This is a genomic window from Microbulbifer sp. MLAF003, from assembly GCF_030012965.1.
Lineage (GTDB): Bacteria > Pseudomonadota > Gammaproteobacteria > Pseudomonadales > Cellvibrionaceae > Microbulbifer > Microbulbifer variabilis.
In genome coordinates, this window is the sequence record NZ_CP120232.1 from 871,388 (window position 1) to 890,040 (window position 18,653).

General features: G+C 48.1%; 13 protein-coding genes, 3 tRNA genes and 1 pseudogene. 14 read left to right on the plus strand and 3 right to left on the minus strand.

The window, feature by feature from the left end; all coding sequences use genetic code 11:
• The first annotated feature begins 270 nt into the window (after window positions 1-270).
• Window positions 271-1,848, plus strand: a complete 1,578-nt coding sequence (gene cueO, locus P3339_RS04155; RefSeq protein WP_282952513.1) for a multicopper oxidase CueO — start codon at window positions 271-273, stop codon at window positions 1,846-1,848.
• A gap of 34 nt (window positions 1,849-1,882) precedes the next feature.
• Here cueO and P3339_RS04160 read toward each other — a convergent pair whose 3' ends face one another.
• The gene (locus tag P3339_RS04160) at window positions 1,883-2,380 is read right to left on the minus strand and encodes a helix-turn-helix domain-containing protein (RefSeq protein ID WP_245556666.1); all 498 of its coding nucleotides are present in this window, start codon (window positions 2,378-2,380) and stop codon (window positions 1,883-1,885) included.
• A 255-nt stretch (window positions 2,381-2,635) separates the two neighbouring features.
• On the opposite strand from P3339_RS04160, the gene P3339_RS04165 reads away from it, so the two are divergent.
• The 5 genes from P3339_RS04165 to P3339_RS04185 all read left to right on the plus strand — a co-directional run bounded on the left by P3339_RS04165 (window position 2,636) and on the right by P3339_RS04185 (window position 11,961).
• Window positions 2,636-4,060, plus strand: coding sequence for an MFS transporter (locus tag P3339_RS04165; RefSeq protein WP_282952514.1), 1,425 nt, complete (start codon window positions 2,636-2,638; stop codon window positions 4,058-4,060).
• A gap of 255 nt (window positions 4,061-4,315) precedes the next feature.
• Window positions 4,316-4,831: a cupin domain-containing protein gene (locus P3339_RS04170; protein WP_282952515.1), complete on the plus strand. Its 516-nt coding sequence runs from the start codon at window positions 4,316-4,318 to the stop codon at window positions 4,829-4,831.
• A gap of 878 nt (window positions 4,832-5,709) precedes the next feature.
• Window positions 5,710-8,064, plus strand: coding sequence for a chitinase (locus P3339_RS04175; RefSeq protein WP_282952516.1), 2,355 nt, complete (start codon window positions 5,710-5,712; stop codon window positions 8,062-8,064).
• A 781-nt stretch (window positions 8,065-8,845) separates the two neighbouring features.
• Entirely contained in the window at window positions 8,846-10,243 is a 1,398-nt protein-coding gene (locus P3339_RS04180; protein ID WP_282952517.1) for an MFS transporter, read from the plus strand.
• A 557-nt stretch (window positions 10,244-10,800) separates the two neighbouring features.
• Window positions 10,801-11,961 (plus strand): NnrS family protein, encoded by a 1,161-nt coding sequence (locus tag P3339_RS04185; RefSeq protein ID WP_282952518.1) that lies wholly within the window; start codon window positions 10,801-10,803, stop codon window positions 11,959-11,961.
• 214 nt (window positions 11,962-12,175) lie between these two features.
• Here the strand turns inward: P3339_RS04185 and P3339_RS04190 are convergent.
• Both P3339_RS04190 and P3339_RS04195 read right to left on the minus strand, forming a co-directional pair.
• Window positions 12,176-12,328: pseudogene (locus P3339_RS04190) on the minus strand (GFA family protein); the annotation flags it as partial.
• Window positions 12,329-12,558: 230 nt separating this feature from the next.
• Entirely contained in the window at window positions 12,559-13,368 is an 810-nt protein-coding gene (locus P3339_RS04195) for a PhzF family phenazine biosynthesis protein (protein WP_282952519.1), read from the minus strand.
• 274 nt (window positions 13,369-13,642) lie between these two features.
• Here P3339_RS04195 and ubiM point away from each other — a divergent pair, with 274 nt between their 5' ends.
• The 8 genes from ubiM to nusA all read left to right on the plus strand — a co-directional run bounded on the left by ubiM (window position 13,643) and on the right by nusA (window position 18,637).
• Window positions 13,643-14,812, plus strand: a complete 1,170-nt coding sequence (gene ubiM, locus P3339_RS04200; RefSeq protein ID WP_282952520.1) for a 5-demethoxyubiquinol-8 5-hydroxylase UbiM — start codon at window positions 13,643-13,645, stop codon at window positions 14,810-14,812.
• 135 nt (window positions 14,813-14,947) lie between these two features.
• Window positions 14,948-15,106 carry a hypothetical protein gene (locus tag P3339_RS04205; RefSeq protein WP_282952521.1) on the plus strand — a complete coding sequence of 53 codons (159 nt, stop codon included), beginning with the start codon at window positions 14,948-14,950 and terminating at the stop codon, window positions 15,104-15,106.
• 235 nt (window positions 15,107-15,341) lie between these two features.
• Window positions 15,342-15,740 (plus strand): nuclear transport factor 2 family protein, encoded by a 399-nt coding sequence (locus P3339_RS04210; RefSeq protein ID WP_282953548.1) that lies wholly within the window; start codon window positions 15,342-15,344, stop codon window positions 15,738-15,740.
• 438 nt (window positions 15,741-16,178) lie between these two features.
• Window positions 16,179-16,255 (plus strand) — tRNA-Met (locus P3339_RS04215).
• A 42-nt stretch (window positions 16,256-16,297) separates the two neighbouring features.
• Window positions 16,298-16,374 (plus strand) — tRNA-Met (locus tag P3339_RS04220).
• A 40-nt stretch (window positions 16,375-16,414) separates the two neighbouring features.
• A tRNA-Met gene (locus tag P3339_RS04225) sits at window positions 16,415-16,491 on the plus strand.
• 136 nt (window positions 16,492-16,627) lie between these two features.
• A complete protein-coding gene (rimP, locus tag P3339_RS04230; RefSeq protein ID WP_020412401.1) occupies window positions 16,628-17,092 on the plus strand; it encodes a ribosome maturation factor RimP in 465 nt (154 codons plus the stop codon).
• Between the two features lie 42 nt (window positions 17,093-17,134).
• A complete protein-coding gene (nusA, locus tag P3339_RS04235; RefSeq protein WP_020412402.1) occupies window positions 17,135-18,637 on the plus strand; it encodes a transcription termination factor NusA in 1,503 nt (500 codons plus the stop codon).
• Window positions 18,638-18,653 lie beyond the last annotated feature (16 nt).

The following is an 18,653-nucleotide window of genomic DNA, read 5'->3' on the forward strand; positions in this document are numbered from 1 at the left end:
CGAGCGGCTTCGCTAAGCCAAGACTAAGTATGCCGGCTGTCTGACAGGTGTCATTGTTCCACAATCAGAATCATGGAAGTTCTAAGACTGATTTGCTCTTGTCTGTATTTGTATACGTTCTTACTGGGGCGCTTAAATTGGCATACTTTTACTTGTTCTAATCTGAAATGACGCTTGGCAGTTTATCCTGCAATTCAATACCCAACAGCACCTGCTTTTCTACTATTTGTGGATAGAGCTATCTATGTGCTTGGTTCCAAAGGAGGGAGGATGTCTCGTCTAACGCGTCGGAAGTTTTGTCTTGGTACTGGTGCTATGGCGGCATCGCTATTCACTGGTACAGAAGTAAGGGCTCAGGAGTCTTCTCTTCCTAATGGGGGCAAACGTTTGGCACTGCCTATCCCAAAGGAGTTGAGAGCTGATTCAGCGGGGAATATACATCTAGTGGTAAAACCGGATCAACAGAGTTTTATTCAGGGTTTAACCACACCTACCTATGGATTTAACGGGCCTTTCCTCGGCCCAGCCATACGCTTACGCAAAGGGCAGACAGTTACAGTGAGTGTCAATAATCAGTTGACGCAGAATGTGACAGCCCACTGGCATGGCCTGATTGTCCCAGGCTATGAGGATGGCGGCCCCTATATGCCGATCGTGCCTGGGCAGACCTGGCATGCAAGGCTGCCGATTATCCAGCCGGCAGCTACGCTCTGGTTTCATCCTCACCTCTACCCTACTACAGCCGAGCTGGTGCTTAAGGGATTGGCCGGCCTGATTATTATTGATGATGAAAATAGTGATACTTTGCCTCTGCCAAAAGAATGGGGCGTTGATGATATTCCAGTGATTATTCAGGATCGCCGCTTTAACAAAGATGGTAGTTTCTTTCATCGCTTCAATGAGATAACCGTAGCTGCAGGTTATTGTGGTGATTGCCTCTTGACTAACGGGGCCGTTAATCCAGAGGTGAAAACTCCCCGGGGTTGGCTGCGCTTTCGTATTCTGGATGGATCAAATGGGCGCAATTATCGCTTGAGTACTAGTGATAAACGCCCAATGTATGTGATTGCCAGTGATGGAGGCTTCCTACACGAACCGGTACAGGTGGATATTCTGCCTATTGCGGCGGGCGAACGTTATGAGCTGATGATCGATGCGCGCGATGGTAAGCCTTTTGATTTGATCACCCTGCCTGTGCCGCAGCCGGTAATGCGTTTACCCCCGTTTGATGGCCCTGTGGCATTTCTGCGAGTGATACCTACAGGAGCAGAGGGAAGGGGCACCTTACCAGAACAGTTGGTACCGCTGCCTCAAATACCACAAACATTGCCGCCTATCTCTCAGCGTCTGGTGATGCAAATGAACCGGCAGGCTCAGGCCAATAAACTGATTAACGCTACAGGTTTGCCACAGATGATCGCCACAGGGCGGACAGATCCAGCAGTAGTAGACAAGGTATTGCAATTAGTTACCCAGGCTCCGGCAATGCCGTTAAAGGCACAGCTCACCGCCAATGCAGTCAATGGGGTCTCCTTTGCATTTACCGAGCCAGGATTCAAGGTGCCAATCAATAGAGATCTTCACTGGCGTATTTCAGAAGGCAGTGATTTGATGCTGCACCCAGTACATATTCACGGCTGTCAGTTCCGAGTCGTTAAATTTAATGGGACGTTACCGCCAGCATATATGTGTGGATGGAAGGATACGGTACCTATCTCAGGTGGCGGCAGTGCAGAGATATATGTACGTTTTCCACGGGAAGCGATGCCAGATATGCCTTATATGGTCCACTGCCATGTATTGGAACATGAAGATTCAGGCATGATGACGGAATTCAGTGTTTCTTGAGTACAAGCACTATACCTTTAGATATTCTCTGTAGCTAATTTCGTCTACTAGGTTTGGTGGATTTTACTTTACGGTCTTCCTTGTGCTGCAGTTTCATCGCCTTCTTGATCAGCCCCTGGAAATTGGGGCATTCCAGCTGGTTCTCCTCTGGACAATTAGCCACATGTCGCAAACCATCGCGCATAGCCTTGAGCCGGCGAATGTTTTTGTCCAATTCATCAGCTTTATCAAGTAATTGTTCACGGTCGATATTGGGTTTGCTGCCATAGGTGAACAAAGAGGCGATTTCATTGAGAGAAAACCCGGCATAGCGCGCTAAGGATATCAATGACAGTTGTTCCACTACGCTGCCGGGAAACACCCTGGTGATACCACGCCTGCTGATAGACTTAATTAGGCCTTTCTCCTCATAATATCGCAGTGTTGAGGAGGGTAGTCCCGTACGTTTGGAGACTTCCCGAATATCTATTTCCCGATGATCATCCATCTCTATTGACCTCAAGCTGACTTGAAGTTGTATCCTAGTTTTCACTGTGGTCCCTGGCAAGTCTTAAATCAAAAAGAAAGACAAATAACTCAGGGAGTCAGGGGCTAAGGAGTGTGCAGGGAAGGATGGAATGTATACCAGTTACTCGCTATATACACTTAGCTTATCCACAGTTATATCGGAGCAAAAAGTGGTATATCCGTTAACGAGGTGAGCAAATAGTATTTTTTTCATGATTCTCCGTATTTTCTGAGCACACTAATTTTTTATCGGTGTCTGGCTAACCACACTTGGGATTTTATGCTTGCAGTTAAAAGACTTCTGAAACCATTCAGCAAAGGTGCCACCAGCAACCTCTCCAGTCGGGGAATCCTGACCGCTTTATGCCTGGCAACCCTGCTCAATGCATTGGCGGTTAGCAGTGTTAATATTGCGCTTCCGGAGTTAGTTGCAGACCTTGGAACCACCTACGCGCGGACGCAGTGGATCATTGTCGCTTTTATGATTTTTCTAACTGCGGCTCTGGCAATTGCCGGACGCGCCAGCGACAAAGTGGGGCGCAAGAAAATTTTTGTTCACGGCATGCTGCTTTTTAGTGTATCGACTTTACTCTGTGCTCTATCGCCAAATATCTGGGTATTGGTTCTCTTCCGAGCATTGCAAGGTATCGGAGCGGCAATGTTTACCGCTGTTTCTATGGCAATTGCCAGTGACGTCTATTCCAGAGCTCGGGTGGGCACGGTAGTGGGTCTCCTGGGAAGTATCTCGGCGGTGGGCACTGGCTCGGGGCCCGTATTGGGTGGACTACTACTGGAAGTTTCCAGCTGGCAAGCAATCTTTCTGGTCAAAGTGCCCCTGGGTGTAATCGTATACTGGCTGGCTCAGAAATATCTTCCCGAGGATGCCAGGTACATAGCTCTCGAACAAGCTCGTCATCCACGTAATATTCTTGCCGCATTCTGTATCTTTTCAGCAATTCTTTTTTATACCCTGTCGATAAAGCCCCTGAATGATAATTATGGAATTATCAATATATTGACTTTTTTATTGTCTGCCATCGGTGTACTGGGTTTATACCTGAGCAGAGGCAGCGATCCTGGGCCCGCGCTGGGCGGTTATGTTTTGTATACGAACCTAGCTACTAATCTTTTGGTAGCTGCTTCGGTAATGAGTTCTCTGGTTGTTGGGCCATTTTATCTGACTTTGGCATTAGGATTGAGTTTCTCTCAGACAGGCCTGGTGATGTCTACGGGGTCTTTCGTCGTTGCCGTTTGTTCAAATATTGCTGGACGTTTGGTTGACCGATTCAGATCGCGAAGCATAGTGATTATTGGTTTGTTCTTCCTGGTACTGGGTTCTCTGGGGATGGCTAATTTGCAACAGGTCTATGGTGTAGCTGGCTATTTAGTCTGCTCAATAGCAATGGCCATAGGGTACGGGATCTACTTGTCTTCTAACAATACTTTTACAATGAACGGTGCTAGTAGAAAAGTAAAAGGCAGTATTTCAGGCCTCCTAAATCTATCGAGAAATCTAGGGCTACTTACAGGGGCGTCGTTGATGAGTGTGGTTTTTGCAAAAACCTCACACTTGTCATATTTGAGTTCTTTTGATTCAGGGCTGGTAGTTTCCGGCCTTAATCAAGTGTACCTGCTGGCTTTACTGTTTCTTGTCATAGCCTTTATTGCTCAGACGATATCTATCCTGGTCAGTCGTAAATTATGAATCTGTGGATTAGTCATTACTTTATATTTGCCCTCTCAACAGCTAATAGGGTACCTGTTGGTTTTTTTGGGGTTAAGGCTTTTTGCTGAATTATAAGTGATTTACCTATTGACCTAAAGTGAGCTTGAAGTTGTAACTTATCCCTGTTTGGTGAGAGTACGCAATATACAAAATATCGATTGCAGATTTACGTTACCGGAATCTATTTTCCGATAGATCTCACCAGCTAAACCTAAATTTTACTGGAGATAAGTTATGGTAAGTAATTCTTTGGAGCGCCATATTGCAGAATTACGTAAATACTGGATGGGTTTGAACTCGGATACCGTGGTTCACTGTCGAGCAGTGCTGGCTAAGTTGGCAAGCTCCTCAAATTCCGAGGGATGGCTTGCAAAGTTACACCAAAATCGAGAGGCAACGACTGAGCTATATAGAGACTCAGAACGTGGCTTTATATTATTGGCGCATGTGGAGACTCAAGGTTTATATCGTAATCCACATAATCATGGCAATGGCTGGGTTTTTTATGCACTTCAGCATGGAGAGGTTGAAATGTCCACTTATGGACTGGTGAGAACTGTAAAAGGCGAAGAGCAGCTTGTAAGTCGGGGTTCTTATACTATGCATCCAGGTGATTGTAGTGTATTCCTCCCAGGCGATATACATGATACTCGTTGCTTATCTGATTATTCCCTGATGTTTCGTTTAACCAGTTGTGATTTCTCTGAGGAAAAGCGGCAAGGCAGGCTACAGCAATTTGCAGAATTATAGTTGGGGGCAGTTATTTATTGGACAAGCTCACTTGATGAGGGCCGTGCTAGGCTCTCCTTCTCCTGTGTGAGTATGAGTTTATTAGATTGAAAGCTTGGCTTAGACAGGTGTTAATGTGGGCCGATAGTGCTTGGATATGAAGAGTGGGTTTTCATCTGTAAAGTGGTGTATTTCCTTGTATAGAAAAAAGTACAAGGTGCTTGGGTTATGTCTTATAGTATTTTGATTACGATTTATAAATAAGGAAGAAATGTGTAAGTTTTTATTTTTGACTTTTCCAGGTTAGCTTTTGCTGCTCTCTTTCTTTAGAAGAAAAAACAAATAAAAATGTAATTTCATTTTAATGTCTTTTGATGATTGATGTGACTCTGCTGAATCTGCCCTCTCTGGGTTTATGTTTTATTTAAAGTGCTTATAGTAGAACATTGTTTTTTGCTGGTGGTTGCTTCAGGTAAAGCTGTATTGCGAATCGGGAACCAATTCTTGCCTTCCTTATCGAATCAGCTGTGCTTGTGTGGGGTGTTATCGGCAGAGCGCAGAAAAATTTTAAGTTTTTGTGAAAATATTAAGAGTTCAATTTTCTGAACTAATAAGAGTAGAACGGGTAAGAGTAAAATGGGGTAGGGTGTCCTCACTCTCAGTGATGTATAAAAATCTAATACTGGTAATTTAGGTGTTGCTTCACTGTATTTAGCCTCTCTAGGAAAGAACAAGGCGGTTTCACACTTTTAGCTATCCAAATCCATTTGCCGTTACACATTATTCACGAAAACTCTTATAAGATTTTTTACTGCAATAACATATGATCTCTGCTGGGTGTCCCTATCGAGTACTGCGGTGTTTGTAATAAAGCCCTAAAAAAGATAACCGGAGACTCTATGACCCCTCTTTTTATTCGCACAGCTATAGCTTCGGCACTGATGATTGGCGCTCAGGGTGCGGCGGCCTCTCAGCCAGCCGATGACTATGTTGCCGGTGAGCATTATCGCGGTGGTAGCCAGGTTTGTTATGCCGGAGACCTGTTTAAAGCGCAGTGGTGGGCTACACCTGATCAGAAACCCTCCGATGCCCTGACAGCGCAAAATACCTGGGATTCTCCCTGGATTCTGGAGGGGGCGGGAGCCTGTAATAGCTCGGGCAGTAACAGCGATGATAATGATACCGGTGGTGAAAGTGATGATTCCAATAGTGACGATGCCTCGGATAACGATGGTACAGATGGTGGCAACCCGGATTCCGGCGATGGCTCCAGCTCAATAGCGACTTATCAGCCCGGACAGAATTACCGAAAGGGAAGTGAGGTTTGCTATGCCGGTGATATTTTTGTTGCCCAATGGTGGGCAAATGGAGATCAGCTTCCCTCTGATGCTCTGATCGCGCAAAACACCTGGGACTCCCCTTGGATTTTAAAAGAAACTGATGGCTGTACTGGCAGCAACGGCAATGGTGGTGATACCGGTAGCGATAATAGTGAGGGCACTGACTCCACTCCTATTCCCCTGAGTGTTTCATCCTCCCAGTCCCAGATCATTGGTGGTGGCACAGTCCAGCTTAGTGCAACTGCTTCTGGAGGAGACGACACACTGAGCTATAGCTGGGCCCAGCTTTCCCCCAGTTCGCCAGAGGCAAGTATTTCTACCGCCACCGGCGCTGTAACTTCAGTGACTTTACCGGCCGCGGCTTATGATATCAGTTATGTCTTTAGCCTGATTGTCAGCGATGGAGAAAGCACTGAAGAAGCGCAGCTAACGATACAGAATTTAGCGGCTGGGGATGACACTGGTGGGCCCGAAGAGAATGACGGTTCCGATGGTTCAGTAACAGCAATTATCTCTACTTCTGAAAATAGCATTGGTTGTAGCGGAACCATCACTCTGGATGGTTCTCAATCCACTGGCGGCGGCAGTATGAGCTATATCTGGAGCCAGACCAGTGGCCCCTCTGTAAAACTGTCCAGCTATGTAGGTAGTTCTACCCAGGCTGTGCTATCTGAGGTTTACAGTGATACAACCTATACTTTCCAGTTGACCGCAACCGACACCTCTGCTGCTAGTGATGTTGATGAGGTTACCATCAGCCAGGCGGGTTGTGCACCTGCAGCGGGCCATGTGATGGGCCAGAATGAATTGGAAGCGGCAGAAAATACCCTTGCCAATAATTCACTCCTGCAAGAAGTGAAAGATACAGTTGAAACCCGTAATAACGCGATTGTAGAAGCGGTTCAACCAGGTCGTAATACCAATCCGGAAAATGTGCTGCGCGTAGAGAGTATTATTTCCGAGGATACCTGGGATTACCTATTCCCTGTTCGGGCCGATGAGTATACCTATACCAACTTTCTGCGAGCGGTGGCTAAGTTCCCAGCGTTTTGTGGGGAATATACCGATGGCCGCGATTCAGATGCCATTTGCCGCAAGGTACTGTCAGTTATGTTTGCTCATTTTGGCCAGGAAACCGGTGCGCATGCGGCTGCCTGGGATGAACCGGAATGGCGTCAGGGCTTGTACTGGATTCGAGAAATTGGTTGGACAGAGGAAACTTCCGGAGGGTACGGTGCCTGTGATTCTGGTAGTAGCTGGGCTGCAGAGGTATGGCCCTGTGCAATCAATGCCGATGGTGGGTACAAGAGTTACTTTGGCCGAGGCGCCAAACAGCTGAGCTGGAACTATAATTATGGCCCGTTCTCTCAGGCAATGTATGGCGACATTTACACTTTGCTGGAGAACCCAGAACTGGTAGCAGATACCTGGCTGAACTTGGCGAGTGCCATATTCTTCTTCGTATACCCGCAGCCACCCAAACCGAGCATGTTGCATGTTGTTGATGGCACCTGGAAGCCAAACAGTATTGATCTGGCCAATAATCTAACTCCAGGTTTTGGAGTTACGACTAATATCGTTAATGGCGCTATCGAATGTAGTAAAGGCAGTGAAGACTACCGCTCGCAATACCGTATGGATTATTACCGGAGCTTTACCGAGTACTTGGGAGTGGATATTCCGGCGGATGAAGAGCTAGGATGTGCCAATATGGGCCAGTTCCAGACTGGTGGTGCGGCATCCCTGAATATCTACTGGGATAAAAATTGGGGATGGTCAGCGGATAACCCCAGTAATGAGAGCTTCGCCTGTCAATTAGTGAACTATCAAACAGCCTATTCTGCGCTCAATGAAGGCGACTATGCAAAGTGTGTGGAAGGCAACTTTGATATGACGATTGACTACCAGAACTAACAATAAGAGGCAGTTTAAATAGCGGCTTTACTCAATCAGCGAGCCCGGCAATAGTTTTATTGCCGGGCTTTTTGGAAGGGTCATCGGCTTCATTTGGGATACGCTGGGAAGTAAGTTCAGCAGTAAAAATGCTGCCAGTTATAAATTTTCACTCAAATTTTCTATAATAGTGCCGAGTCAACATAAACAGTACCTTCGGTAATAAGATTATTTTTAACTTTTACAATTCAGCAGTAGGTATTATTGTAGCGCCTGCCATTTAAAGTGGTGCAGGTGTTCTTCATTTCAGTTGCAGCGTAACGTCCATCAATTAGTGTCCGTTTTACCTTCATCGTCGCCTTTCCTCCTGAAGTACCTCGCCAATCTCTTTAAATGCTCTGTTGTCTCTTGGATGTGTACTTCCTGGCCATATCGTGGGCGCCTCTAATAATCCAGTGCACATTATTGGTAATGTATTCCAGGAATGGTTTTGGATCAGTACGTAAAGAATTAAATACCTCTTATACAAATTTACGTTTAAGCATGCCCACTACTTCCTTAACTAAAGAGAACTGGCGTTCCCTTCCAATAATCGTAGGTGAAAAACGATTGTTTTTAATATGTTTAATTTTTAGGGTGCATTGTTAATAGTAGGATTTTAGTTGACCTATTAGATGACAGAAACATTTGCTGAAACAGAGGGGGAAGAAGCTTAGGTAATGTTAAGCAGTGCTTTTCTTTTTGGTCCAGACTAAAAGGGTTAATATCCAATGCAAAAAGTGCGCTGTAAGATGAATAACTGATGTCTGTCCCTAAAACACCGTTATCCCGACAACAAATTATTAGCCTTACGGCGCTAACTTTTGCTATTTTCCTGATCGCCAATGACTTTACTGCCTTCTCTGTGGCAATTCCCGCTATAGAGAAGCATTTCAATTCCGATATTTCTACTGTCCAGTGGGTGATAAACGGCTATGCATTAGTTTTTGGAGTGCTAATTGTCACTGGTGGACGATTAGCGGATATGTTTGGCCGTCGCAGGCTCTTCTTTATCGGTACCAGCATTTTTATATTTTTCTCTGTTTTGGGTGGGCTGGCAGTCGATGACTGGATGTTGCTGGGAAGCCGAGCCTTAATGGGGGTGGGAGGTGCTTTGATGTGGCCGGCAATCCTGGGTATGACTTATCAATTGATGCCGGAGGATCGGGCGGGGCAGGCAGGTGGCCTGATTATGACCGTATGTGGGTTTGCTAATTCAGTTGGGCCTCTACTTGGCGGGTTCTTTACTGACTTTCTCAGTTGGCGTTGGATCTTCTTTATCAACTTCCCGATTGCACTGATTGCAATGCTTGTCAGTTGGCGGGTAATAGAAGATGATCGGCCAGAGGGTATTGAAGGCAGGGTGGATTATGGGGGTATAGTTTCCCTATCGCTATGTTTATTGACTTTGTTATTGGCACTAGATTTTGTTACTGATGCTGGTATTAGAAACCCGTTGATAATTGGCCTATTTGTGGTCTCAGTTTTGCTCTTTACAACTTTTGCCTGGATTGAATCAAACACCAGGAGCGATCCGCTAATACCAGCGGATGTAGCGACTAGCTGGCGATTTTTTACAGTGGGAATGACTACTCTACTGCTTTCCGTAATTTTTGTTTCTATGTTGTTGTATATTCCCCAGTTTTTAATTAAAGAGCTTGGTTTCTCCGCAGTCTGGTCCGGGGTTGGCCTGTTACCGGTGATGGTGACTTACGGAATTGTTTCCTATATCGCTGGCAGATTATTTGAGATTATGGGAGCCAAAGTAATTCTGTCTGCAGCCGCTATTTTTCTGGGCTTGGGAATGTTTCTATTGTCCGGCTTACTCGAGCAAAGTCGATATTTGCATCTGGTGCCCGGTATGATTTTCCTCGGAATGGGGTTAGGCTTATTTTTCCCCACAATTACCACGGCGGCAGTCACCGCTGTAGGGTCTAGCCGTTCCAGCCTTGCTGCAGCGCTCATATTTATGTTCCAAATTATTGGCGGTGCTATCGGGTTGGCGATGAACACAACAATTGTGGCCCTGGCTCCAAGTCTTGCAGAAGGTATTGACCGGGCCTTCAGTGTCAATGCATACCTTGCCTTGGCTGCACTTCTTGTCTGCATTTTGTTCGTAAAAGGCAAGCCTGCAAAAAGAGGGCCTGTCGCCTCAGGCTGATCTGTCTGTGTGGGCACAAGGCTGGACAGATACCAGGCTTTGTCCCGCATATCTTCGATGACTCTTTCTTCACTGAGGTTTTTCTCTGGCTGAACGCTAATAATGAAAGAGGCTTGCTTTTTTTAGCTTCGGGAGAACCCCAAATAGGTTAAAGTGCAACTTCAACTTATTTGAGGCGCTAAGTTTTATTTAATGCTGTATTTTATGTGGTTTTACTCACTTCATTTTTTTTGTGACTATTCGGTTTGATGAAAAACCTATTTTTTTGTGTGGTTATAGGCTGAAAATCCCCGGCATTTTCCTATTAACTAATCCTGTTAATTAGGTAAAAATAATCCTCTCATTTAATCCTCGGAATGGAATCTCAGGTGTTAATTTGTCTTGCGGTGGCTTATTCCCCATAGCTTTTATGGGAAAAAGCGAAATCAGGAATTTGGTTCCTGGCCAACAGCAAGGTGAATCACTCCGAGAGAGCCCTTTAGGTTGGATAGCCCTTGCGATCGCTGGGTTAATTGTCTCGGGAGAAATAGCCTCCCTTTAGGTAAGGAGAACAGATTGTGATACCCATCGTTGACCGCGTTAGCGCGGAATCCATAGCGCCCTTCTGGCGGATGCCGTTCCGCCCATTTTTCTGGGGTGGGGCACTCTGGAGCATGATTGCCCTGCTAATCTGGCAAATGCAGCTTTCTGGCTGGCAGCTTCCAGCTTTACGTGCCGGCGTAGCCTGGCATTCCCATGAGATGTTATTTGGATTTGCTGCGGCGGTGATAGTTGGCTTCCTCGGCACAGCCATGCAGACATGGACCGGAATTCCCTCACCTAAAGGGGGGCAGTTAATGGGCCTGGCGGGGCTGTGGCTATTAGCTCGCTTGGGCTATCTCATAGCGGCAGTACCACTGTGGATGCCGGTTTGTGCTGAAGTGACATTTTTCCTATTGGCAGCCTTTTTACTCGGTGCACGGGTATTACGCACCCGGCAATGGCGCAATCTGTTTGTATTGCCTGCTATGTTGGCTTTTGCCGGGCTTTCAGCCTGTCATTGGTTGCTGCCCAGCGCGCAGAGCAGGGTAGCTCTCGTGGCTCTGTTGCTGGTTACAGCAATTATTCTGGTGATTGGTGGCAGGGTGATTCCCTTCTTTACTGCAAGGCGCTTTCAGCTAAGTCAGCGCGATAAGCTACCGGTTATCGAGTGGGGTACCCACATAGCTGCTGTGCTGCTTCTGTTGAGTGTAGTGATTGATCTACCCCGTATGGTTTGGGCCTTGTTAGCACTGGTGCTTGGTGTGTTACAACTGGTGCGCGTACTGCGCTGGCACCCGACTAAGATTTGGAGTGAGCCTATGGTTTGGTCACTACATTTGAGTTACTGGCTGGTGGTATTGGGGTGCTTTCTTGCAGCGCTTTCCTGGAGCGGTTTAGCGCCCGGTTGGCAGAGTCCCGCATTACATGCATTTGCTGTAGGTGGTATTGGCGGTTTGATTCTGGCTATGACCAGTCGAGTCAGCCTTGGTCACACAGGGCGTATGTTGAAAGCACCGCGCTTGATGCCCTTGGCATTTGCTGCACTGGCATTGTCCGCGTTGGCTCGTATCTTCTGGGCCCCAGCTCCCAGCGGTTTTCTTGCAGCGATTATTGCTTGGATTGTAGGCTATTCTCTCTTCTTACTGTATTACACCCCGGTTCTTTTTCAGCCTCGTGTAGATGGGCATCCGGGGTAAGCACCTGGATATTCAGTATAGCGACGCTGGCTAGCGACTAGCGAGCGCCGCTCCTGTCAGACAGCTGTCACTAATTATTCTCAATATTATCCATTTGGGGGAAGGCGTCGAACTTGAGCGCCTTGTCCAGATTCTGGTCCCAGTCCGCTTTACTGGCCATAAAAATATGTGCGGTGGGTTCCATGGAAACCTCACAGTCCAGGCTGCCAGCAGGCACTGCCAGGTAACCACCTTCTTTATCTTCAAAAGGTAGTGCCGAGCCACAATTATTACAGAAACTTTTTACATGGCGTGTGGCTGGCAGCTTGAATACTTTTACCTGTTGTTTCCCAGAGATCCAGTTTAATTTAGCCGATGTTGAAAACAGGCTGGCTGCGTGGGCAGAGCCCGTGTCCTTACGACAGTGGTTGCAGTGGCAAAGAAAAAATTTTCAAAGTCACCGTCGACTTCGAAATGGATATCTCCGCAGAGGCAGGATCCTGATTTATTCATAGCTGCTCCTTAACAGTTGATTGTGAACCGTTATTTCTATAAGTAGATAGATTGGGTTTATTATCTTTTAGTCCTATTGAGGGTATACCTATATTTTCAAAATATTTAGAAGTGAAATAAATATATTAAATTTGAATAACTCCCTTTAGGTACTGAATCGCCTTGCCGGAGACAATAACCCTGTCCCCCTTGATTTGGCAGTTGAGCACCCCCTCTTTTTGAGGCTTGGAAGGCTGTGAGTCGCGATTTATCCAGCTTAGCGGCCCAGTAGGGAGCAAGCCCCGCGTGAATAGAGCCAGTTACCGGATCTTCAGCCCCGCCATTGGATGGCCAGAAGTATCTTGAAATAAAATCAAATTCCTTCGATCGAGCCGTAACTACTACATCATAAGGTGCAAGCTTTTTTAATTTTTCTGCATCTTGTTCCAGTTGATAAATAGTATCTTCGCTGTCATAGATGGCAAAGTAGGCTTGCTGGTTACGCAGAACTTGTTTGGGAGGGCTGGATAATCCATCGATCAAATCTTCTGGGGTATGCTCTACACGTTCCGGATTTCTGTTGGGGAAGTCCATAAAGATTTCGCCCTCCCTATTTTGGGTAATTTGCATTTTCCCTACTGCTTGCGCAGAAAAATTTAGGGTATCCAGTTGGGGGTGTTTTGAGAAGACCACAAAGGCGGAGGCCAGGGTTGCATGACCACAGAAATCCACTTCGGTTATTGGGGAGAACCAGCGAATCTGGTATTCACTTTCAGATTGTTTGAGCAGGAATGCGGTTTCAGAAAGGTTATTTTCTGCCGCAATAGCTTGCATTTGCATTTCGCTAAGCCAGCTTTTTGTAATTATGACTGCTGCAGCATTGCCGCCAAATTGAGTTTCGGTGAAGGCGTCGACTATATTAATTTCTAGTTCCATTCTAGAGTTCCCTTCAATAATTGAAATGCTCAGCTGAAGAAACAGCTATGATAAAGATGGGCGGGATGCCCGATACCACTAATGATTTTTCAATCACCCCCTAAATAGCCCCTTGATCCTGATCTGTATCAGTATTTCAACGGTATTTCCACTTTACAGTCTGCGTCACTTTGGCCGGTGCTGGGCATTTCGCCAGAAGTAAAATCGGTACTTCTTTTCAGTGTTGCCGGATATCAAAATTGTTGTGGAAAAGGGCTTGCTCTAGGGGGTTGGAATGTTGCAAACAGATATTGCTATCGTAGGGGCTGGTCCCGCAGGACTCGCCCTGGCTGTGATGTTGGCCCGGCGCGACATTAGGGTAACGCTTTTGGAGCGCCAGGGCGAGGAGACCTTGGGGAATCCTGATGATGATGGACGAGAAATAGCCCTAACCCATAAGTCGGTCAGAATTTTAGAGAGCCTCGGGGTCTGGCAACGCCTGCGGGATGATGAAGTCGGTGTCTTACAAGCAGCAACGGTGGTAGATGGCAACTCGACTTCCAGCCTGAATTTTGATAGCCGTGGGCGAGGTCCCTTAGGGTTTATTGTACCCAATTCAGCAATACGCCGCACGCTGTATGAGGTTGCTGGCGAGGAAGCGAATATTCAGTTGCGTTGCAACAGTGCCGTTACCGGTATGCACTTGGAAGATAACTGCCGAGTCTTGAATATTGAGGGGGCTGACGATCTGGCTGTTGCGTTATTAATAGCGGCTGATAGTCGTTTCTCTGAGGTACGGCGCATGGCTGGGATTGGGGCTGACATGCGGGATTTTGGCCGTGTGGCAGTTGTAGGCCGGGTACGGACGGAGCGCGTTCATCAGGGGATTGCACGGGAATGTTTTCGCTACGGTTCCACGCTAGCGCTTCTGCCATTATCTGAGCCCAAGACTTCCTCTGCAGTTGTGACAATTTCGGCCAGCCGGGCCGAAGAAATTATGCAGCTAAGTGATGCTGAGTTTGCTGCTCATGTGCAGCGTGAGAGCACTGCAATACTTGGCTCAGTGGAGCCTTGTGGTAAGCGCCACAAGTATCCGCTGGTGGGGGTTTATGCGCATCAATTCTATGCGGAGCGCTTTGCTTTGGTCGGGGATGCAGCTGTGGGGATGCATCCGGTGACAGCACATGGTTTTAACCTGGGACTTGCTGGCGCGGACTCGCTGAGTCGCCAATTAGAAACTGTGGCTCGTTTGTATCAGCCTGCGAAGTTAGCTCGAGCGCTGTCTCGTTACCAGATTCAACATCGCCTTGAATCTCAGCCTATTTACTCGGGTACAAATCGGGTGGTTGATCTGTTCACCAATGATCACTTGCCGGCCAAACTACTGCGCAAGGCGGTATTGCGTGTTAGCGAACATTTTCCGCCGGTGCGGCGAGCCATAGTGCACCAGCTTACCCGCCACTGACCGAAGGCCTGTGCGAAATAGTGAAATACGTGCCTACGGGAGTAGGTTGCGAGCGAGAAAGGAATAGGGCATGGAAGCCGATTCTCGGCCAGGCAGGTAGCCTATTTCTATGCGGTTTAATCTGCAGAGCTTGCGGTGGAGGTACTTTGGGAGGCACTTGGTTATCTGAACACCACCGCGTTGACTGTAATCGAAAGTGATATCGACAACCTGTTGGTTGAGACGAATGTATTTGCAGGTGGTTGTGGGGAGCAAAAAGTATCATTTGCGATTAGTACTCTTTCGGCTAGTTAAAAAACGGTATTTTCATCGCCAAAAAGCCTGATAAGGCAACCAATTACAGAGCGACTGGCATGGGGGTAAGGCATAGAGGTGCGCCAGACAATAATGTCAGTGGCAATTACTCCTATATGGTCGGCCCAGCCGTATGCTCAAGGCAGATATTTCCATTTCCCGGGCTTTGTCTGATTTGCAGCTTCCGAAGTGAGCTATATTCCGGCTAGCGTTTGGTAAAGAGTGGGCTGTGCGCATGAACATCGCTGAAGCCAACAAGCACTTGGTTCGCGAAGCGTTCCGCCCGTGGGAGGCGGGTGACAGTGGCCCCCTTTTTGACCTGATCGCTGAGGACGTGTTGTGGACAGTGATAGGCACTACATGCGCTTCGGGGATCTTTCACTCCAAGCAGGCTTTAATTGATGATGCTTTCGGCCCGCTATTAGATCACCTGGAGGATGGTCTCAAGACAACTTTTGTCGACCTTGCAGCAGAGGGAGAGAAGGTATTTTTGCGCTTTGAAAGCACCGGCCATGCATTAAATGGCGTAGAATACAAGCAGGTTTACTGTTGGGCGATGGTGATGCGCGATGCGAAAATCGTAGAGATCACTGCGTACCTGGATACCGACCTGCTGGCCCGAGTGTTTACCTAGTTGTTGTGAAGCTGTCGCTTTTCGCTTTTCGCTTTGGGTGTGGGAATGACGACAGTGGAGATTGCAGGGATAAAGAAGTAGTGCTCGATGTTCAACTCGCACTTGTTCCCAAAGCCGCAATAGTCGTTCGTACTATGCCCTCCTTTAGGGTTGTCTGTCATATGCAACGAATGGCCCTAAGTGGCCCTTTAGGTGATTCTACGCAGGGGAGTTTTACAGTGATCTCTATGCGGCCAGTAAAGCCCGGAGCATAAAAGTATCTTCGGGAGGCGCTTGGGCCAGAAAAGGTAGGGGGTTTTACGCGTTAGGCGAAAACAAATGCCAATTACAGCTTGACTCACCAGGGCTGTATACATAGAATGCGCAGCCTCTTGAGTGGTTGGGTTAGTCCCGCCGCAGGGAAACGAAGGTCAACCAGGCTTTGTTTCTTGGAGTTGTTGCGGGGTGGAGCAGCCTGGTAGCTCGTCGGGCTCATAACCCGAAGGTCGTAGGTTCAAATCCTGCCCCCGCTACCAAATTTGCTTTTAAGCAAATACTTTTGATTGCGCATTTGTTGTTGCGGGGTGGAGCAGCCTGGTAGCTCGTCGGGCTCATAACCCGAAGGTCGTAGGTTCAAATCCTGCCCCCGCTACCAATCTCGCCTTTATCTAAAGGCTTTGATGCGCTTTCGTTGTTGCGGGGTGGAGCAGCCTGGTAGCTCGTCGGGCTCATAACCCGAAGGTCGTAGGTTCAAATCCTGCCCCCGCTACCAAATTTTGCATTTACGCATACTGGCTGCGTAAATGTGCGGTCAAAGCCCCGTCAGGGGCTTTTTCGTATCTGCAAGAAAAGTTGCGGATATTTTTCGAAGTGGGCCGCAGGCCCATTTTTTGTATGTGGTGACGTAAATGGCGAGCAAACGCGAATTGCTGGAAGAGCTTCTGGCGCCGGTGGTGGCATCGCTGGGATGCGAACTGTGGGGTATTGAATATCAAACTCACGGTCGTAACGCGCTGCTGCGCATCTATATCGATTCTGAAAACGGTATTTCGGTTGAGGATTGCGAGAAAGTGAGTCGTCAGTCCAGTGCAGTACTGGATGTGGAAGACCCAATCAGTGGTAAGTACACACTGGAGGTCTCTTCCCCGGGGCTCGATCGTCCTCTTTATAAACTGGAGCAGTACGAGCGCTTTACCGGTGCCCAGATTGAAGTTCGCCTGCGCATGCCGCTGGATGGGCAGCGTAAATGGCGAGGCCTGCTGGCCGGCGTAGAGGGCGATGAAGTAGTTTTGCGCGTGGACAGCGAAAATGAATACCTGTTGCCAATCGACAGCATCGAGAAGGCAAGCATTATTCCCCAATTTACCAAATAACCTGTAGGAGCCTGAGCTCAGGCGATTTTGAGGCACAGTTGCATGAACAAAGAGATCTTGCTGGTAGCCGAGGCGGTATCCAACGAGAAGGGCGTTGACCAGGAGATTATTTTCCAGGCCATCGAAGCGGCATTGGCAACGGCCACGAAGAAACGCTACGACGAGGATTCAACCATTGAGGTTATCATTGATCGCCGTAGTGGCGACTATGAAACTTTCCGCAGTTGGGAAGTGGTTGATGATGAAACTCTGGCGGAACTGGGCACCCAGTTCACCCTGGAAGAAGCTCACGAGAAAGATACTGAGCTGAAAGCAGGTGATATCTACCGCGAGCAAGTAGAGAATGTTGAATTCGGCCGCATCGCCGCGCAGACTGCCAAGCAGGTAATCGTGCAGAAGGTGCGTGAAGCCGAGCGTGCCAAGGTCGTAGACGAATACCGCGATCGGGTTGGCGAAATGGTCAGCGGTACAGTTAAAAAAGTGACCCGCGATTTTATTGCTGTGGACTTGGGTAATAACGCTGAAGCGCGCCTGCCTCGTGATCAGCTGGTTGGACGCGAGATTTTCCGCCTAGGTGATCGTGTGCGCGCAATCCTGCTGGAGATCCAACCGGAAGCCCGCGGCCCTCAATTGATGTTGAGCCGTTCCTGCCCGGAAATGATTATTGAGCTGTTCCGTATCGAGGTACCGGAAATCTCTGAACAGGTTATTGAAATTAAAGGTGCCGCCCGCGATCCCGGCCTGCGCGCCAAGATCGCCGTGAACACCAATGATGGCCGTATCGATCCAGTTGGAGCTTGTGTGGGCATGCGTGGTGCGCGTGTGCAGGCGGTTTCCAACGAGCTGTCTGGTGAGCGTGTCGATATCGTACTGTGGGACGAGAACCCCGCTCAGTTCGTAATCAACGCTATGGCGCCTGCGGAAATTGAATCCATTGTTGTGGATGAAGATACCGGGTCCATGGATGTGGCTGTGGCCGAGGAAAACCTCGCTATGGCTATTGGTCGCAGTGGACAGAATGTTCGTCTCGCTTCTGAGCTTACCCAGTGGCAGATCAATGTCATGAGCACAGACGAGTGGCAAAATAAACAGGAAGCAGAGTCCAGCTCCATTATGCAGGTGTTTATTGACCGCCTGGATATCGATGAAGATGTGGCTGCTGTATTGGTTGACGAAGGCTTCACCTCTCTCGAGGAGGTGGCCTATGTCCCCATTGAGGAAATGCTCGCGATCGAGGGCTTCGACGAAGATATCGCCGAAGAGCTGCGTGCCCGGGCCAAAGACTCCCTGCTGACACAGGCACTGGCCTCTGAAGAGAAGCTGGATGCCTCGGAGCCGCAGGAAGATCTGCTCAACATGGAAGGTATGGAGCGTCACCTGGCCTTCCAGCTTGCCAGTCGTGGTATCGCTACCATGGAGGATCTGGCAGAGCAGGCGGTTGATGACCTACTCGATATCGAAGGTCTCGACCAAGAACGTGCCGCAGCGCTGATTATGAAGGCGCGTGAGCCCTGGTTCGCTGATGACAGCGGCGAACAGGCTTAAACATAACGACACAAGA